The sequence below is a fragment of the Streptomyces sp. NPDC088746 genome, assembly GCF_044751065.1.
Taxonomy (GTDB): Bacteria; Actinomycetota; Actinomycetes; order Streptomycetales; family Streptomycetaceae; genus Streptomyces.
This window is the reverse complement of the sequence record NZ_JBIVLA010000004.1, coordinates 710,875-725,953: the sequence shown is the minus strand read 5'-3', so window position 1 is coordinate 725,953 and position 15,079 is coordinate 710,875. Positions and strand designations below refer to the sequence as shown.

At 70.6% G+C, this 15,079-nt stretch carries 15 protein-coding genes and 2 pseudogenes; 7 read left to right on the top strand and 10 right to left on the bottom strand.

All coding sequences use genetic code 11. The features are described 5' to 3' along the window. The first annotated feature begins 52 nt into the window (after positions 1-52). Together ACIP63_RS22225 and ACIP63_RS22220 are read left to right on the top strand one after the other, a co-directional pair. Positions 53-1,462 (top strand): enoyl-CoA hydratase/isomerase family protein, encoded by a 1,410-nt coding sequence (locus ACIP63_RS22225; RefSeq protein ID WP_401518138.1) that lies wholly within the window; start codon positions 53-55, stop codon positions 1,460-1,462. Positions 1,463-1,792: 330 nt separating this feature from the next. Next, the gene (locus tag ACIP63_RS22220) at positions 1,793-2,641 is read left to right on the top strand and encodes a PhzF family phenazine biosynthesis protein (RefSeq protein WP_401518135.1); all 849 of its coding nucleotides are present in this window, start codon (positions 1,793-1,795) and stop codon (positions 2,639-2,641) included. A gap of 90 nt (positions 2,642-2,731) precedes the next feature. Here the strand turns inward: ACIP63_RS22220 and ACIP63_RS22215 are convergent, their stop codons facing one another. Together ACIP63_RS22215 and ACIP63_RS22210 are read right to left on the bottom strand one after the other, a co-directional pair. Continuing rightward, positions 2,732-2,893 carry a DUF4259 domain-containing protein gene (locus tag ACIP63_RS22215; RefSeq protein ID WP_401518133.1) on the bottom strand — a complete coding sequence of 54 codons (162 nt, stop codon included), beginning with the start codon at positions 2,891-2,893 and terminating at the stop codon, positions 2,732-2,734. Positions 2,894-3,319: 426 nt separating this feature from the next. Further along, positions 3,320-4,075, bottom strand: coding sequence for a DeoR/GlpR family DNA-binding transcription regulator (locus ACIP63_RS22210; protein ID WP_401518130.1), 756 nt, complete (start codon positions 4,073-4,075; stop codon positions 3,320-3,322). A gap of 48 nt (positions 4,076-4,123) precedes the next feature. On the opposite strand from ACIP63_RS22210, the gene ACIP63_RS22205 reads away from it, so the two are divergent. Further along, positions 4,124-4,507: a DUF4406 domain-containing protein gene (locus tag ACIP63_RS22205; RefSeq protein ID WP_401518128.1), complete on the top strand. Its 384-nt coding sequence runs from the start codon at positions 4,124-4,126 to the stop codon at positions 4,505-4,507. Beyond that, complete coding sequence (locus tag ACIP63_RS22200) at positions 4,504-5,178, top strand: NUDIX domain-containing protein (RefSeq protein WP_401518126.1); 675 nt, start codon at positions 4,504-4,506, stop codon at positions 5,176-5,178. Before ACIP63_RS22205 ends, ACIP63_RS22200 begins: the two co-directional genes overlap by 4 nt. A 13-nt stretch (positions 5,179-5,191) precedes the next feature. Here the strand turns inward: ACIP63_RS22200 and ACIP63_RS22195 are convergent, their stop codons facing one another. From ACIP63_RS22195 to ACIP63_RS22165, 7 genes and pseudogenes are all read right to left on the bottom strand, one after another. After that, positions 5,192-5,881 (bottom strand): transposase, encoded by a 690-nt coding sequence (locus tag ACIP63_RS22195; RefSeq protein ID WP_401518297.1) that lies wholly within the window; start codon positions 5,879-5,881, stop codon positions 5,192-5,194. Positions 5,882-6,163: 282 nt separating this feature from the next. After that, positions 6,164-6,232, bottom strand: a pseudogene (locus ACIP63_RS22190) (hypothetical protein); the annotation flags it as partial. 371 nt (positions 6,233-6,603) lie between these two features. Continuing rightward, the gene (locus ACIP63_RS22185; protein ID WP_401518124.1) at positions 6,604-7,617 is read right to left on the bottom strand and encodes a serine hydrolase domain-containing protein; all 1,014 of its coding nucleotides are present in this window, start codon (positions 7,615-7,617) and stop codon (positions 6,604-6,606) included. Next, positions 7,614-8,540, bottom strand: coding sequence for a DUF6895 family protein (locus ACIP63_RS22180; RefSeq protein ID WP_401518121.1), 927 nt, complete (start codon positions 8,538-8,540; stop codon positions 7,614-7,616). The genes ACIP63_RS22185 and ACIP63_RS22180 overlap by 4 nt, the downstream gene beginning before the upstream one ends. Further along, positions 8,537-9,460 (bottom strand): DUF6895 family protein, encoded by a 924-nt coding sequence (locus tag ACIP63_RS22175; RefSeq protein WP_401518119.1) that lies wholly within the window; start codon positions 9,458-9,460, stop codon positions 8,537-8,539. The genes ACIP63_RS22180 and ACIP63_RS22175 overlap by 4 nt, the downstream gene beginning before the upstream one ends. Beyond that, positions 9,457-10,149: a hypothetical protein gene (locus ACIP63_RS22170; protein WP_401518116.1), complete on the bottom strand. Its 693-nt coding sequence runs from the start codon at positions 10,147-10,149 to the stop codon at positions 9,457-9,459. Before ACIP63_RS22170 ends, ACIP63_RS22175 begins: the two co-directional genes overlap by 4 nt. 2 nt (positions 10,150-10,151) lie before the next feature. Continuing rightward, positions 10,152-10,340, bottom strand: a complete 189-nt coding sequence (locus ACIP63_RS22165) for a hypothetical protein (protein WP_401518113.1) — start codon at positions 10,338-10,340, stop codon at positions 10,152-10,154. 942 nt (positions 10,341-11,282) lie between these two features. On the opposite strand from ACIP63_RS22165, the gene ACIP63_RS22160 reads away from it, so the two are divergent. The 3 genes and pseudogenes from ACIP63_RS22160 (at position 11,283) to panD (ending at position 13,341) form a co-directional block, all read left to right on the top strand. Further along, positions 11,283-12,002: a hypothetical protein gene (locus tag ACIP63_RS22160; RefSeq protein WP_401518295.1), complete on the top strand. Its 720-nt coding sequence runs from the start codon at positions 11,283-11,285 to the stop codon at positions 12,000-12,002. Positions 12,003-12,052: 50 nt separating this feature from the next. After that, positions 12,053-12,578: pseudogene (locus ACIP63_RS22155) on the top strand (transposase family protein). A gap of 334 nt (positions 12,579-12,912) precedes the next feature. After that, positions 12,913-13,341 carry an aspartate 1-decarboxylase gene (gene panD, locus ACIP63_RS22150; protein ID WP_401518110.1) on the top strand — a complete coding sequence of 143 codons (429 nt, stop codon included), beginning with the start codon at positions 12,913-12,915 and terminating at the stop codon, positions 13,339-13,341. A 375-nt stretch (positions 13,342-13,716) separates the two neighbouring features. Here the strand turns inward: panD and ACIP63_RS22145 are convergent, their stop codons facing one another. Beyond that, positions 13,717-15,063, bottom strand: a complete 1,347-nt coding sequence (locus ACIP63_RS22145; protein WP_401518107.1) for a diaminopimelate decarboxylase — start codon at positions 15,061-15,063, stop codon at positions 13,717-13,719. Positions 15,064-15,079: the final 16 nt, after the last annotated feature.

Below are 15,079 nucleotides of genomic sequence, written 5' to 3'. Positions count from 1 at the left end.
CCGCGAGAGGGACGCCGCTGTGCCGAGAGAACATCGAAGGGAGATACCCAGCATGGAAACCCCCTTGTCCAGCCACACATCCGGAGCACACCCCGGTCGTCCCGGGGCCCCGGACTTCGGCGGTGACCACTCGACCGACGTCCGGCTGCTGAGCGACTGCGCACAGGCCTGCGAGGAGCTCACCGCGGCGCTGCCGCCGCGTCAAGAGCGGTCCCCCTCTCAGCTTGCCGAGGCCGACCGGGCCGAGACGGCCGCCCGACGGGCCCGGCACCGCTTCCTGCAGCTGCACGCCGACCGTGTCCACGACGAAGTGACCGCGGGCAGCAGCCACGACCTCCGACTGGCCGAACTGGCGTTCACGGCTGCGGACCACTATCCCGGACTGGTTCCCAGCCGTGCGCAGATCGACGCCGACCGGCTGCTCCCCCAGGCGGCGAAGTCGGGCGGCGAAGTCGACCAGGGCATCTTCTTCGCACATCTGCTGGCGTCCCGCGACACGGGCGAGCGCCTTCTGCGCTCGATGCTGACACCCACCGCGCGGGCGGTCGACCTGCTCCCCGAGTTCCGCCGGACGGGCCACCTGCGCCTGGGCGAGGCGGTAATCCGCCGGGACGGCCCCGTGGCCGAGGTGACCATCTGCAACCAGCACGTCCTCAACGCCGAGGACGACGCGGTGGTCGAGGCGCTGGAGACCGCTGTGGACCTGGCTCTCCTGGACGACGACGTTTCCGTCGGCGTGCTGCGAGGCAGTGTGCTGTCCCACTCCCGTTACCGCGGACGGCGCGCGTTCGGGGCCGGTATCAACCTCACCCACCTGTACACCGGGAAGATCGGTTTCGTCGACTTCATGCTCCGCCGCGAAACGGGGTACATCCGCAAGCTGATCCACGGTCTGCATCTCGGTTCGGGGCACAGTCCCCTCGAACTGACCGGCGGTAAGCCATGGGTGGGTGCGGTCGACACCTTCGCGATCGGAGGCGCCACCCAGGTCGCCCTGGTGCTCGACCGGGTAATCGTGGGATCCGACGCCTACTTCTCCCTGCCCGCGCTCACCGAGGGCATCGTTCCCGGAGTGGCCAACATGCGCCTGGGACGTCTGGTCGGCCGACGGATGGCCCAACGGCTGATCTTCTTCGGCGAGCGGGTCGCGGCGAACAGCCCCGACGCCCGGGCCCTGTGCGACGAGGTCGTTGCACCCGAGGATATGGACCGGGCCGTGACGGCGGCCGCCGACCGCCTGGTGGATCCGGCCGTACCCAGCAACCGCCGCATGTTGCACCTGGCGGAGGAGTCCGACGACCTCTTCCGTACCTACATGAGCCGGTACGCGCTGGAGCAGTCCGCCAGAATGCACAGCCCCGACGTGGTGGCGAAGCTGGAGCGCACCTGGGTCAACCGGGGGCGCCCTGAGGGTTCCGACGGACTGACCAAGCCGACGCGTGAAGCTACCGCACCCACCTGACCACCCATCGCCCGGGCATTCGCCGGAGAGCGAGTCCCTTCGAGTCCGCCACGGCCCTCCATCGTCCGTACCCCGCCTCCGGCCTCGGCGCCGGCCCTGCTGCTCGGCGGAGATGCCCGTACAGATCGTCACCCAGGCCGGTTCGGTGCCCCCCGCACCCATGTCCCGACCGCCGAGTCTGGCCGGGCGAACACACGTCGTGCCGGCCTGCGCGGAAGGGGCAGGACGAAAACGGCTGCTTCCCACCGCGCGGGCATTTCGTCGGGTGGGCCGGCTGCCGATGACACGCGGGCCCGTCTGATCGCTCCCACCGCTACTGAGAGGCCCCTGATGACTGTGCCGCGCTCACGCACGTTCGCGCAGGTCGACGTCTTCTCCTCGAGTCCCTGTCTCGGTAATCCGGTTGCCGTCGTCCTTGACGGGACGGATCTGAGCGACCAGGAGATGCAGCGCCTCGCCCGTTGGACGAATCTCTCGGAGACGACGTTCGTCCTGCCGCCCACAACAGCGGAGGCAGACTACCGGCTGCGGATCTTCAGCCCTGGTGGCGAACTGCCCTTCGCTGGGCACCCCACTCTCGGGTCCGCCCTCGCGTGGCTGGACAACGGCGGCACCTCGCAGCGCTCCGACCTGATCGTGCAGGAGTGCGCCGTCGGCTCTGTCGGCGTTCGCCGAGGTGAAGGCACCCTGTCCTTCGCCGCCCCGCCGCTCGTCCGCGACGGCACGCTCGACGAGGAGTACCTCGACCGGATCGCCGCCGCCTTCGGTATCAAGCGTGACCGTGTCCTCACCCACCAGTGGGTCGATAACGGACCCGGCTGGGCCGTGGTCCGGTTGCCCACCGCCGAGGAGGTCCTCGCCCTTGAACCCGACTTCTCTCTCATCCCGACCGCGATGGTCGGGGCGATCGGCGCTTACTCTGAAGGGGCCGAGCACGCCTTCGAGCTGCGCACGTTCGCCCCTGGCGTCGGCGTAGCCGAGGACCCCGGGTGCGGCAGCATGAACGCATCCGTCGGGCAGTGGCTCATCTCCACCGGTGGTGCGCCCTCCAGCTATCGAGTCTCCCAGGGCACACGCGTGGGCCGGGCCTGCACCATTGAGGTCACTGCCGACGAGGACGGCACCGTCTGGGTCGGCGGCGCTGCCACCAGTTACATCCGTGGCACCATCACTCTCTGACCTGGTCAGATCATTGCCGTGAGCCCGGACGGTATTCACAAACTTACCGAAGGTTATGCTCGCCCGGATGCCGTGACCTCAGTTCCTCACTCATGTTCTCTGTGTACGACGCCCCGCCGTAGGGCGCGACTCCGGGAGCCGCCCGGTCGCCCGCACGAGACTCTCGCGCTTGTCCTTGGGTACCTCGTCCAGGGTGTAGGCGAAGTCCGCGGCCATGTCATTCCCGAACGGGCCGATATCCCAAGTGCCCATCGTGATCTCCTCGCGTCACAGTGCGGTGATCATCGCATCGGCCACTGACATTGGCTGTCATGAGGCAGGCAGGACACGTTTCCGTAGAAGCGCGAAGCTTGCGCGGCCGAACATCTGGCGCTTGAGCATCTTGATGCGGTGACATGCCCTTCCACGACGCCCGAGCTCCAGGGGAGAGTGAGGCCGGCAGTGACGGCGTCCCGGTCGCGGTCGATGCCCGCGGCGAGGGTGTGGAGGCTGGGTAGATTGTCCTGTCTGACGGCGTCGAGCCAATCCGGCAGGCGCTCGCCTGGCTCTGTTCATCAAAACGGACAGCAGATGTTCACCACTTCAAGAGGCACTGCGCGTGGAGATTGTTCGATTCGCTACGGGCTCAGCACCTCAGAGGGCGCTCCTGCCGGTCCGAGATCCCGGATTCGGCTCTCGTTAGGCTACGAGGACCTCCACGCCGAGTGTCTTGAGTTGCTTGATGACCGTGTCGTGAGGATCGGCGTCGGTGATCAGTCCGGTGATCTTCTCCCACGGCAGGACGCGGTACGGCGAGGCCGTACCGATCTTCTCGCAGGAGGCGAGGATGTAGGTGTCTGCGGCCCGCGCGGACAGGGCACGCTTCATCGCCGCCTCCTCGGCGTTCCCCGTGGTCAGTCCGGTCTCGGGGTGGACGCCGGTGACGCCGAGCAGACACAGATCGGCGGAGACGTTCTGCGCGGCCTCGACCGCGGCGGCGCCGCAGGTGACCGCCGAGTGCTTGAAGACACGCCCCCCGAGGAGGAAGAGCTCCGCCCGCGGGTGGTCGATCAGAGCCGTGGCGATTGTCGGGCTGTGGGTGATCACCGTGCAGGCGAGGTCTTTCGGGAGCGCCCGCGCCACGGCGAGGGCGGTGGTGCCGCCGTCGAGGATCGCCGAACCGCCCGGCCGCACCAGTGCGGCGGCCACTGAGGCGACCTTCCGCTTGCCGTCCGGGGCCACCGTCTGCCGGGCGTCGTAGTCCATGACTGCGGGAGACGCGGGCAGCGCGCCACCGTACACCCTTTGGCACAACCCCTCGGCGGCGAGATCGCGAAGGTCACGCCGCACGCTGTCCTCGGAAAGGCCCAGTTCGGCGGCGACATCCTTGGCCACGATCTTTCCCGTGCGGGCGAGCAATTCGAGCAGGTGCCTGCGTCGTTCAGCAGCCAGCATTAACGTTCCTTCCTGTTCTTGCACGATTCTGCATGTATCTTAGCCGCCATGACCGACAAGCCCCTGCTCATCCTCATCGCAGGTCCCTATCGTTCCGGCACCGACGGCGACCCGCAGGCCATGGCCGCCAACCTCGCCCGCCTGGAAACTGCGGCCTGGCCCGTCTTCACGGCCGGGCATCTCCCCGTGATCGGCGAGTGGATCGCCCTTCCCGTCCTCCGCTCCGCCGGCGCGGGCCCCACCGAGCTCCTCGCCGACCAGGTGCTCTACCCGACCGCCGACCGGCTGCTCGCCCATTGCGACGCCGTGCTACGCCTGCCGGGCGCATCCGCTGGCGCCGACCAGGACGTCGCCACCGCCCGCCGCCGCGGCCTGCCCGTCTACCACGACGTCGCCGAGATTCCGCGCCGTACCACGCAGGAGTCCGTGTGACGAGCAGCCCGGGTGTCGACACCCCCGATCACCGCGGACGCACCGATCTCCACCTCGCCGGACGCGACCTCGACCGCAACCCTGACGTCCGGATACGCGACGTCGAACTCACCTCCCAGGGCTGGCACGTCCTGCGCCGCACCACCTTCGACTACCGGCGCCGCGACGGACGGTGGGAGACCCAGCAGCGCGAGACCTACGACCGCGGCAACGGCGCCGTCGTCCTGCCCTACGACACCGAACGCAGCCGTGTCCTGCTCACCCGCCAGTTCCGCTACCCGGCGTACGTGAACGGCCACCCCGACGGCATGCTCATCGAGGCGGCGGCCGGACTGCTCGACGCGCAAGACCCGCACACCGCGATCCGCCGCGAGAGCGCCGAAGAACTCGGCATCAGACTCGGCCCGCTCACCCAGGTGCTCGACGCCTACATGAGCCCGGGCTCCGTCACCGAGCGCCTCCACTTCTTCGCCGCCCCCTACACCCCGGCCGACCGGACCGGCACGGGCGGAGGACTCGAGGAAGAGGGCGAGGACATCGAAGTCCTCGAACTTCCCTTTGCCGAGGCCCTCGCCATGACCCGCGACGGACGCATCACCGACGGCAAGACCATCCTGCTCCTGCAATGGGCAGCCCTGTGCGGGCCCTTCGCCCGACAGCAGAACGCCTGAAAGTCCGCCTTCGTCAGATACCCCCAGGAAGGCAGAGCGTTCGATTTCCGGGACGGCTCAGGTGCCGCCCGAAGTGGTGAACATTTACTGTCCGTTCTGATGAACAGAGCCACTCGCCCTGGCGCTTGGTGAGCATGGTCGCGAAGGGCCGGACGTGCCTGGTGAGGGCGTCGATTTCGGGGCAGTTGGCCAGGACGTTCTTCAGGTGGAGGTATGCGGTCTCGGAGAGGGTTTCCGGGCGGCGGAGGACCCACCCGGCGACGGCCCGGGGCGAGGGCGGACGGGCTGTTACGGGCCGTGGCGAGGTGCGCTTCTGTCGTAGGTAGGCGCGAACGCGCTGGTAGCTGCCCTGATAGCCGAGCGGGACGATCTCTTCCCACAGTTTCCAGGCGTTGGTGCGGCCCTCGTTCCAGCGGTCGTCGAGGTAGGGCTTGTACTCGTCGAGCCACGGTGAGCCGGACGATTCCTCAGTCGGGTCGGTTTCCGTCTCGGCGGGGCCCACCGGTCCGGGTGGCACCACGGGCTCATGTCCCTGGGTACGCCGGCGGTGTGCCCGTGTTCCGGGCGTCTGGGACAGCCACGCGGCCAGGCTCGATGACTCCCGGTCGGGCAGCAGATCGATGGGGCGGCGGGTTTCGACGTCGACGAGGACGGTGCCGTAGTGGCGGCCTTTGCGGGTGGCGTATTCGTCGACGCCGACCACCCGTGGAGCGGGCGCTTCCGGCTCGGGAAGTGCGTCGACCAGCCGCAGGACGGTGCTGCGACTGACAGGCGCACCGACGATGGCGGCCAGGCGGGAGCCGGCCCGGCCCGCGAGGGCGAGACCGATCGAGGTCAGGGTCGAGCTCAGCCGTTCGGTCCGCTGGCCGTTCCTTCGGGTGAGGCCAGGTAGCTGCTCGACGAACGTGCGACGTCCGCATTCGGCGTTCCGGCAGGTGAACCGGCGAACCCGCAGTTGGAGTACGACACTTCGTCCCGCACTCGGAACATCAGCAGGAAACCGTAGGTAGGAACCGTGAACCCGGGCAGACCACGCTCCACAACCCGGACACACGAGGCACCCGCGGCCGTGCACCGCACATCAACACGCACGATCGCGATGTTCACGTCCACAGACAGCACCGCGACGTCCGCGATCGACGGGAACAACAACTCATCCAGCCGGAGCAAGATCTCATTCACAGCACCGAACTGTCAGCCCAGTCACTCGCGCCACTGCTCGTTTTGAGGCAACTTCCCGAGGTGCCACGAGAGGTTCAGTCGTTACTCACAGTGCTCGGACCACGCAACCTTGAGCCAGAACCACTACTCGTGAAATCAAGCCACATCCGTCAATCACCCGAAGCCGCCTTGCACGCCTCCTCGGCCAAGGCTTCCTCACCCAACCCGGACGAGGCCGCTACCAGAAACGGACTTAACGTCCACTCAGAGGCTTCGGAGCAGCTCGTAGGCCGTCGGCTGGAGGGTGCTGACGCGGCGATACCGGCGGGTGGCGATCGCGGCCAGGGCAGTGCCGGTGTCGGGTTTGTAGCCGAGAAAGACCTCCTGGCCCATGGTCGCGCCGCCATGGAAGAGCAGAGGCCCGGAGTCGGTGCGGTGGCAGAACCAGCCGAGGGTGTGCGCCTCCTGGCGGCCGGAGCCGCGCCGCAGCAGCGGCTGCCGCACGGCCAGCAGCGCCTCGCGTAGCGCCGGCTGGCGCTCGGGGCGCAGGTGGGCTTCCAGGTAGCCGAGCAGGTCGCCGGGCGTGGCGCGGACGGCGCCGGCGGCGGCGAAGGCTCCGGCGTCGAAGGGTGGCAGAGGGGTGCGGCCGGCGGCGTCGTGCCCGGTCGCGTCCAGCAGCAATCCGCCGGGGGCGAGCGCCGTGCCGCTCAGCCTCAGCGGCGCGAGGACGTGGGCAACCATCAGTTCCTCGAACGGGGTGGCGGTGGCGTGGGCGAGGGCCGGGCCGAGCAGGGCGACCGCGAAGTTGGAGTAATGCCACCGGGTCCCGGGTCGGCTGCGTGGCCGGCTGCGGGCGAAGGCGTCCAGCAGCAGGGGCTGCGGGTAGTGGATGTACGGGTTGGTGCGCCAGTGCCGCAGCGAGTGGCGGTACATGTCGCGCGGCAGGCGGGGCAGCCCGGAGGTGTGGGTCATCAGGTGGAAGAGGCTGACCGCGTCGCGGTGGGCGTCCGCGGGGGCGGTGACGGGCAGGCAGGAGACGGCGGGCGTGCCCGGGTGGACGGCCCGCCGGTGCGCGAGGTCGGCGAGCAGCAGCGCGGTGAATGTCTTGGAGGCGGAGCCGATCTCGTACCGCAGCTCTTCGCGCCGGCTGGCGGGCCGGTGGGCGCCGCCGCCGGTGACGACGGTGCGTCGGCCGTCCCGAGAGAGGGCGAGCACGACGTCGGGCGCGTCCACGGCGCGGACGAGGTCGTGCAGTTGCTCCGGCCCGGCGGCGGTCACGGCGCGCCCAGGGCGGCGAGCGAGCGGGAGGTGGCCATCGCGGAGGCGAGGAGGGCGACCAGTGTTGGGTGGTGGACCACGTCGAAGACGTCGTCGGGGTCACCGACGGGCATGCCCCGCTGGATCGGCATCGCGCCGTCGGGGCTCTGCGCCGCGGCGTAGCGTTGCCAGACGTCGGGGTGGAGCGCCGGGCGGGGCAGGCAGGCGTCGACGACGAGGAGTTCGCCGAGCAGGTCCCAGTGCTCGGCGTGGCGCCACTCGTCGATCCAGGCCGGCAGCCACAGCTCCACGTAGCGGGCGATGTTGTCGGGGAGCCGGTCGGGGCTGCGGCCCCAGTCGGTGAGGTGGAAGACGGTATGGGTGACGGCGTAGGCGGTGTGGTAGTCGACGGCCCACGGCTCGGGTGTCCGCCCGAGCCAGGTGCGGCGCAGGGCCTCGGCGGTGGGGGTGGCGGGCGTGAGGCCGGCCCGGGCCTCGAAGCGGCTGATCCCGAGCCGCCGGTTGGGCTGGGCCTCCAGAACCCCCCAGGCGGTGGTCGCCTGGACGAGCCGCGTGTGCTCCTCGACGGCGGGGTGGCGGTACCCGAGCTCGTGGAACGGCACGTACAGCTCCAGCGGTACGGGTGAGAACGGCTCCTGGTCCTGGAGCCAGGCCAGCAGGCCGCCGCTGTCCAGCACGTCGTGCCATGCGAAGTCGAGCAGCTTGCTCAGCTGCTCGTTCTGCCGGCGGCCGACGACGCCCTCACGCCGTACCACCGAGCCGATCAGGCCGAGCTCGCCGACGGGTTTGAACCGTTCCTTGACCTCCGCGGCGGGGGTGTGCGGGCCGGTGCGGGCGCGGAAGCGGGCGCGGTTGGCGTCGAGCCAGTCGAGCGCCCCGGCGCCGACGCGGTGTAGCAGGGCGGTCTGCGCGGCGGCGGTCACCTTGCGTCCTCTCGCAGTGCTGTCGGCGGCACGGCAGTGGGGGCGGCCGCCATGGTGACGGCCGCGGCGAAGGCGGCAACCAGAGTGGAGTGGTAGTAGGCGTGGAAGGCGACCGGCCCGGTCGGCGCGCCGTGCTCGGGGACGGAACCGTCCGGTCGCTGGGCCCGGCCGAGGGCCGTCCACGCCTCGGCGGCACCGGGCAGCTGCGGCAGCAGGGCGGCGACGGCGAGGAGTTCGCCGGTGAGGTCCCAGTCGGCCGCCTCGACGGTGCAGTCCAGCCAGGCCGGCAGCCACAGCCGCAGGTGGTCGGCGATGGCCGGGGACAGCAGATCCGGGCGGGTGCACCAGTCGGTGAGGTGGAAGACAGTGTGGGTGGCGGCGTACCCGGCGTGGGTGGTGAACGACCAGGGCTCGGCCAGGCCGCCGAGCCAGGTGCGGGCCCGGGCCTCGCGCGGGTCGCAGTGCGGCGGCAGCCCGAGCCTGCGTTCGGCGTGGAGGACGGCCAGGGTGCGGGTGGCGTTCCGTTCGGCCAGCCGCCAAGAGCGCGTCGCCGCGACCTCCCGCACCTGTGCCTCGAAGCCCTGGTGCACCAGGCCGGCCTGGGCGAAGGCGGCGTACATCTCCAGTGGGTAGGTGGCGTGCGGCTCCCGGCGCGCCAGCGCGGCGAAGACCTCGCCGCGGCCGCTCTCCTGCCAGGCGAAGTCGAACAGCGCCCGGGCCGGCCGCCCGGCCGCGCCGGCGCCGGCGACATCGGCGATGGTGCGGCTGAGCTGCGCCAGCTCGCCGAGCGGTTTCAGGGTGGCGTTGCGGTCGTGCCCGGGGGCCGTCGGGTCGTCGGGGAGCCGGAAGTCGTCGCGGCGCCGGTGCAGCCACCGCAGCGCGGCCAGACAGATGCCCTCCAGCGGGGCGGCGGTGGTCACCGGGCGGCCCCCGCGAGCAGCACGCGGGCGGCCGTCGTGTGCAGGAGCACCCGGGCGTCCTGCGCGCCCATCCGTGCGACGAGGGCGAGCCCGTGCTCCAGGCCGAGCGTCTCGGGGACGGCCCGGCCCTGCGCGGCCAGCCAGCGACCGGCGCCGGCCGCCTGTAGCCAGTCGCGGCGGCGTACGGCGCGCACGAAGCCCCGGGCGAGGTCCTCGACCCGGCCGAGCGCGGCGGCGGCCGGGGCACAGGGCGTGGGCAGCCCGGCCAGCGCCGCCAGGGGGGCCAGGCGCTGGGTGAGCTGCTGCCAGCTCTGCCCGGTGGGCCAGGAGGTCTCGAGTTCGGGGGCCGGGCTGTCGCCGCGGAGGAGCTGGAGCGCGGCGGTCATGCCCCAGTGGCTCCACGCGACGGACGGCGACTGCCCGGTCGGCGGGAAGGCCTGGACCGCCGCCGCCACCAGGTCCGAGTCGGCCGGGCCGACGGGGATGCCGAGCAGCGTGCTGGGCGCCAGCAAGTCGGCGCCCAGCACCCGGGCTGCGGCGAGCGACACGGCGTCGTGCGCGGCGGGCGGCACGGCCGGGGCCAGGGCCTCACCACGGTTGCCCCCGCCCTGGAGGGCGGAGGCAACCGTACGGGCGAGATCCTGAACCGTGTCGGCCAGAAGGGCCGGCGTGTTCAGTCTCTCCTCCACCGTCAGCCCTTCTTCGGGCGCGGGGTCGGCGGCGAGAGCAGGACCGCTCCGGCGGTCAGGAGCAGACTGTTGCACTCGGGGGAGTCGTGGAAGACGCCCTCCGTCTCCTGCGGGTCCAGCAGGGCCTCGACCTGTGCGGCCAGGCGGCCGGTGTCGGTCGACAGGTCGCACGGGGTTTCGACGGGAACCATGGGATGAACTCCTTCCGGGAGCGCGGGACCAGCCGGAGGCGGACGCGGCCGGTGGGGCCGGGCCACGACGGTTCGTCCACGCGGTTTCTTCCTCCTCCCAGAAGAGTCCCTTCCGATCGACGCTGCAAGTCGGACCGCCGCGCCGCCTCCGGCCGCCGCGCTGAGAGGCGGTGACCGCAACCGACCTAACGGCGGGACACCCGGGCGCGGTCTCACGGCCTGTCACCGTGCGGCCGGGGAGAGCCGGTGGGCGGTGGTCAGCGGGTGACGGGGCAGCACGCAATCCCTGTTCCCGACTCGTCAGGCCGAGGCGTAGCAGGCTTCCGCCGACGACCGGCGCGGTGAGGGCGTCGTACTGGGCGGGACTGAGCACGGCGACAGCGTTTGTCGACGGGTTCCGACGGCAGTTGGGGGTCGATGGGTCCGTGGATGTTGAGCAGAAATGACGGCGTTGACTCTGCTGGTTGGTGCCGGTGGCGGGCGCCTTGAGGTCTCGGTGCTGTTCGGGCCGGGGCATCATCGCTGGATGGGATCGATTTATCGCGGCGCGTCCCGCTGCGCGCACCGAACCCGGTCTACCCGCACACGCTGATGTCCGCATCGGATTTCAGCACCCCGTGCTGATCCGCGGAATCCCGCGGTCCTGACCTACCGGGATGGATGCTTCGGGGGAACCCCACTGGTGCCTTCACTCCGAAAGGCGACCGGAAGGCGGCCTCCGGTATCTGCTGGGTGCTTTTGGCCGTATGCGTGATCGTTTCTGTGCTGATCCTCGTCGCCCGTCCGGGTGACACCTCCGCCGTCTCTCACCGGGTGGGGCGGGCTGGACGGCTATCCATGAGGCGTGAGGGGCTACATGACGTGCTAAGGGCTGTCCCGCAAAGATCGTCTGGTGCGCCCGGCCTCAGGGGCGCGGGGCCAGGGCGGCATGATGTCCCTGTGATGAATAGTGCAGACCTGCAGCCTGCCCGGATACCGGGTTACGACGGCGGCCCCCTCACGTACCAGGCCGGGCTCCTGGACGAGCCGCTCTTCTGGCTGGGGCACCTCTACTCGTGCATCCAGAGCGAGGATGCCGAGGAACGGCTGTTCGGTGCGGACTACGACGAGGCCGGCGACTTCCAGCGGCGGCTGTGGACGCGGGCCGAGTGGCCGGCATTCACGGTTCCCCTCGCTGCTGCTCACCGTCTTCACGTGGTCTACCGCACGGTCGCAGACGACAGCGGCACGGACTACCTCCTCCACCACCCCGACTGGGACCAGGCCGAACTCCTGGCCAGGGATGACGGGCACTTCATGGGACCGGGCCTGTCCTGGCCCGAGCTCGTGGCAGCAGCGGACAACGCCCTGCCCGGCGGCAGCACCACCGATCCCCACTCCCGCCTGCTGCTCCTGCTGCCTGCGTTCGGCGACGATGCAGTACCCGACGATGCCATTGGCCGTCTGGCAGGTGCGCTGCACGCTCGCACGAGCGTGGAAGACCCTGAAGCCCTCGCCTCTGCTCTCCTGCAGGACCAAGGGGCCCCCGGCCCCGCGCGCTGGACGATAGCCGGGCACGGTTTCTCCGTGAACGACGGCGAGTACTCCTTCCGCAACCCCACCAACCTCTTCGCCCTGTCAGCCGATCGCCTGGCCCGGGTGGCAGCCGCGCTGACGCCCTGACCCACACGCCCACTCCCAACGGCAAGTGGGCATGTTGGAACGATCCTGCCGTGACTGCTGTGATCACGGCTACGCAGCCGGCGTGGATAACTCCGTTCACCGGACTGAGCCCGCGCTCTTTCAGCAAGTTGGTGACGATGCTGCGGCGTGACGGGGCGGCCGCGGTTCGCAAGGGCCGACCGTGGAGCCTGCCGCTGGAGGACCGGGTACTGCTGGTCACGGCGTACTGGCGCACGAACTTGACGATGCGCCAGCTCGCCCCGCTGTTCGGCATCTCGAAGTCCGCAGCTGACCGCATCATCAACCACCTCGGGCCCCTGCTCGCGCTCCAGCCCCGGAAGCGGTTCCGCAAGGACACCGTGCTCATCGGCCGCTTCCAGGTAACCGCAACGACTGCAAGGCATGGGAGGAATCCGGGACTAAGGCCGCCGTCGGCAGATACGCGCCCGCGTTGAACACACCTTCGCCCGAATGAAGAGCTGGAAGATCCTTCGTGACTGCCGCCTCAAGGGCAACGGAGTCCACCACGCCATGCTCGGGATCGCCCGCCTGCACAACCTCGCCCTCGCCGGATAGATAGCGGGACAAGCCTTAGGGAGCCGCGCTGCTTCGAAGGTTTTTGCGGAGGCGGGGTCCTCGTGTGGGTCGGGGGCGTCGTCACGCTCTCGGGGTGACGATGATCACGAGTGCTCTTGGGAGAAGTGCTGCGTAGGCTCGTGAGCGTCGTCGGGGCGGAGGGCAGGAGAGTCCATCGTTGCCTGATGATGCGTCAGGAAAGTCGGCAAGTGGTCAGCATGGGTCCTGAAAAACCTGGGGACAGCTGCCTGAACTCGCGACTCGCTGTAGACTGTGGAAACAGCACTTGACCTGCAAAAATGCAGGCAGGGAGCCTATGTCCAGGAGTACTCCGATGATACGAACAATGTTCAAATCCAAGATTCACCGAGCCACGGTGACCCAGGCCGACCTGCACTACGTCGGCTCCGTCACCGTCGACGCCGACCTGATGGATGCCGCGGACCTGCTGCCCGGCGAGCTCGTGCACATCGTGGACATCGACAACGGCGCACGTCTGGAGACGTACGTCATCGAGGGCGAGCGCGGCTCCGGCGTCATCGGGATCAATGGCGCCGCCGCCCACCTCGTACACCCCGGTGACCTGGTCATCCTCATCAGCTACGCCCAGGTCGACGACGCCGAGGCCCGCGCCCTCGTGCCGAGCGTCGTGCACGTGGACGCCGAGAACCGCATCGTCGCCCTGGGCGCCGACGCCTCCGCCCCCGTGCCGGGTACGCGCACCGAGCGCAGCCCGCAGGCCGTCGTCCCCGCCGGGGGCTGAGCCCGTTCGTGGACTCTCCCCGGCCGGCCCCGAGCCGGCCGGGGGACGTCCCGGGCCAGGAGACGGTGCGTACGTGTGGACTCGGCAGGCGAGGGAAGCCGCACGGGGAGACGGTGGAGAGGAGATCCACTCGTCCCGTCCGTCGCACCTGGAGGACCGAGATGACGCACCCCAGTCCCGACCCCGTGCCGCCCGCGCCGACACCCCCGCCCGTGCCGGGGCCGCCGACGCCGGTGCCCTCCCCGCCGCCCGTACCGCCGGGCCCCGTGCCGCCCGGGCCCGCGCCCGACCCGATTCCGCAGCCGCCGAGCCCGAACCCCGATCCGGTGCCCGAGCCGGAGCCTTCGCCCCAGCCCGCCGGATGAGCCGGGGCTTCTAGGGTCTCTCGCGGAGTTCCGTCAGCGCGTCCGCGTGGCGCAGCCCGCTCTCCGCCGCCACCGAGTCGAGCGACTGTGCCTCGCGCACCGGGGCGAAGCGCAGGCCGCCGGATTCCCCGGCGAAGCCGTACACGGCCGGCCGGGGCAGGCTGTTGTAGGCCCACGGAGTGGAGAAGTAGTACGCCCCGGTGTCGTAGAGGGCGACGAAGTCGCCTTCCCGCAGCTCGGGAAGCTCACGGCCGTGGGCCACGACGTCCCCGGCGAAGCAGCACGGCCCGGCGATGTCCTGGACCATCGGCGGCCCGCTCCGGGGGCGGCCCTCCCCGTCGAACGCGCCGACCCTGAGCGGCCAGGCGTCGGGCATGAGGACGGTGCGGGTGGCGATCTGGGCCCCCGCGTGGGTGAGCGCGATGCGGCGGCCCCCGGCGTCCTTCGTGTACTCCACGCGCGCCCCGATGAAGCCGTTCTTGGCCAGCAGGGACCTGCCGAATTCGGTGACCAGGTCGTAGTGTCCCTCGAAGATTCCCGGGACCGCGGCCCGGAGCGCCGCCACGTACTCCCCGAAGGCGGGGCGGGTCTCATCGTCGTCGAAGTTGACCGGCAGCCCTCCGCCGATGTCGATCCCCGTGACCTGGCGCCTGCCCAGCGCGTCGTTGATCTCCTCGGCGAGGCGGTACGTCTCGGCGATGCCGGCCGCGATGAGCTCGAGCGGGCAGCCCTGCGAGCCGACGTGGGCGTGCAGACGGGTCAGCCAGGGATGCTCCGCGAAGGTCTGGACGACCCGCTCACGGGCGCCGGGGTCCCGCAGGGCCACCCCGAACTTCGAGGTGGCTCTCGCTGTGCTCATGGCATCGATCGTGCCGCCTCCCACCTGCGGGTTCACCCGCAGCCCCAGGACGGATGCCGACCCGGCGGAGCGGAGCCCCTCGATCCGGCGGATCTCGCCGAAGCTGTCGGCGTTCACGCCGATACCGAGCGCCAGCGCCAGCCGGAGCTCGTCGCGGGTCTTGGCGGGGGAGTCCAGGACGATCCGGGACGGGGCGAAACCGGCCTCCACCGCGAGCCTCAGTTCGCCCGGGCCCGCCACCTCGCAGCCCATGCCGCAGTCGGCGAGCAGCCGCAGCACCGGGATCAGCGACGCGGCCTTCGCGGCGAAGGTGTGCTGCACCCGTACCCCCGGCTCGGCGGCGAAGGCCTCCCGCAGCGCGTCGACGGAGTCGAGTATCCCGTCCGCGTCGAGGAACCCCGCGAGGGGCCGCTCCTCGCCGAGCAGCCCTTCCGCCACCGCGAGGCGTAGCGCCTCCGCGAATCTGGCGGAGCGCGGCGGGGAGGAGGGCACGGTCACGGATTGCCTCGGTGGC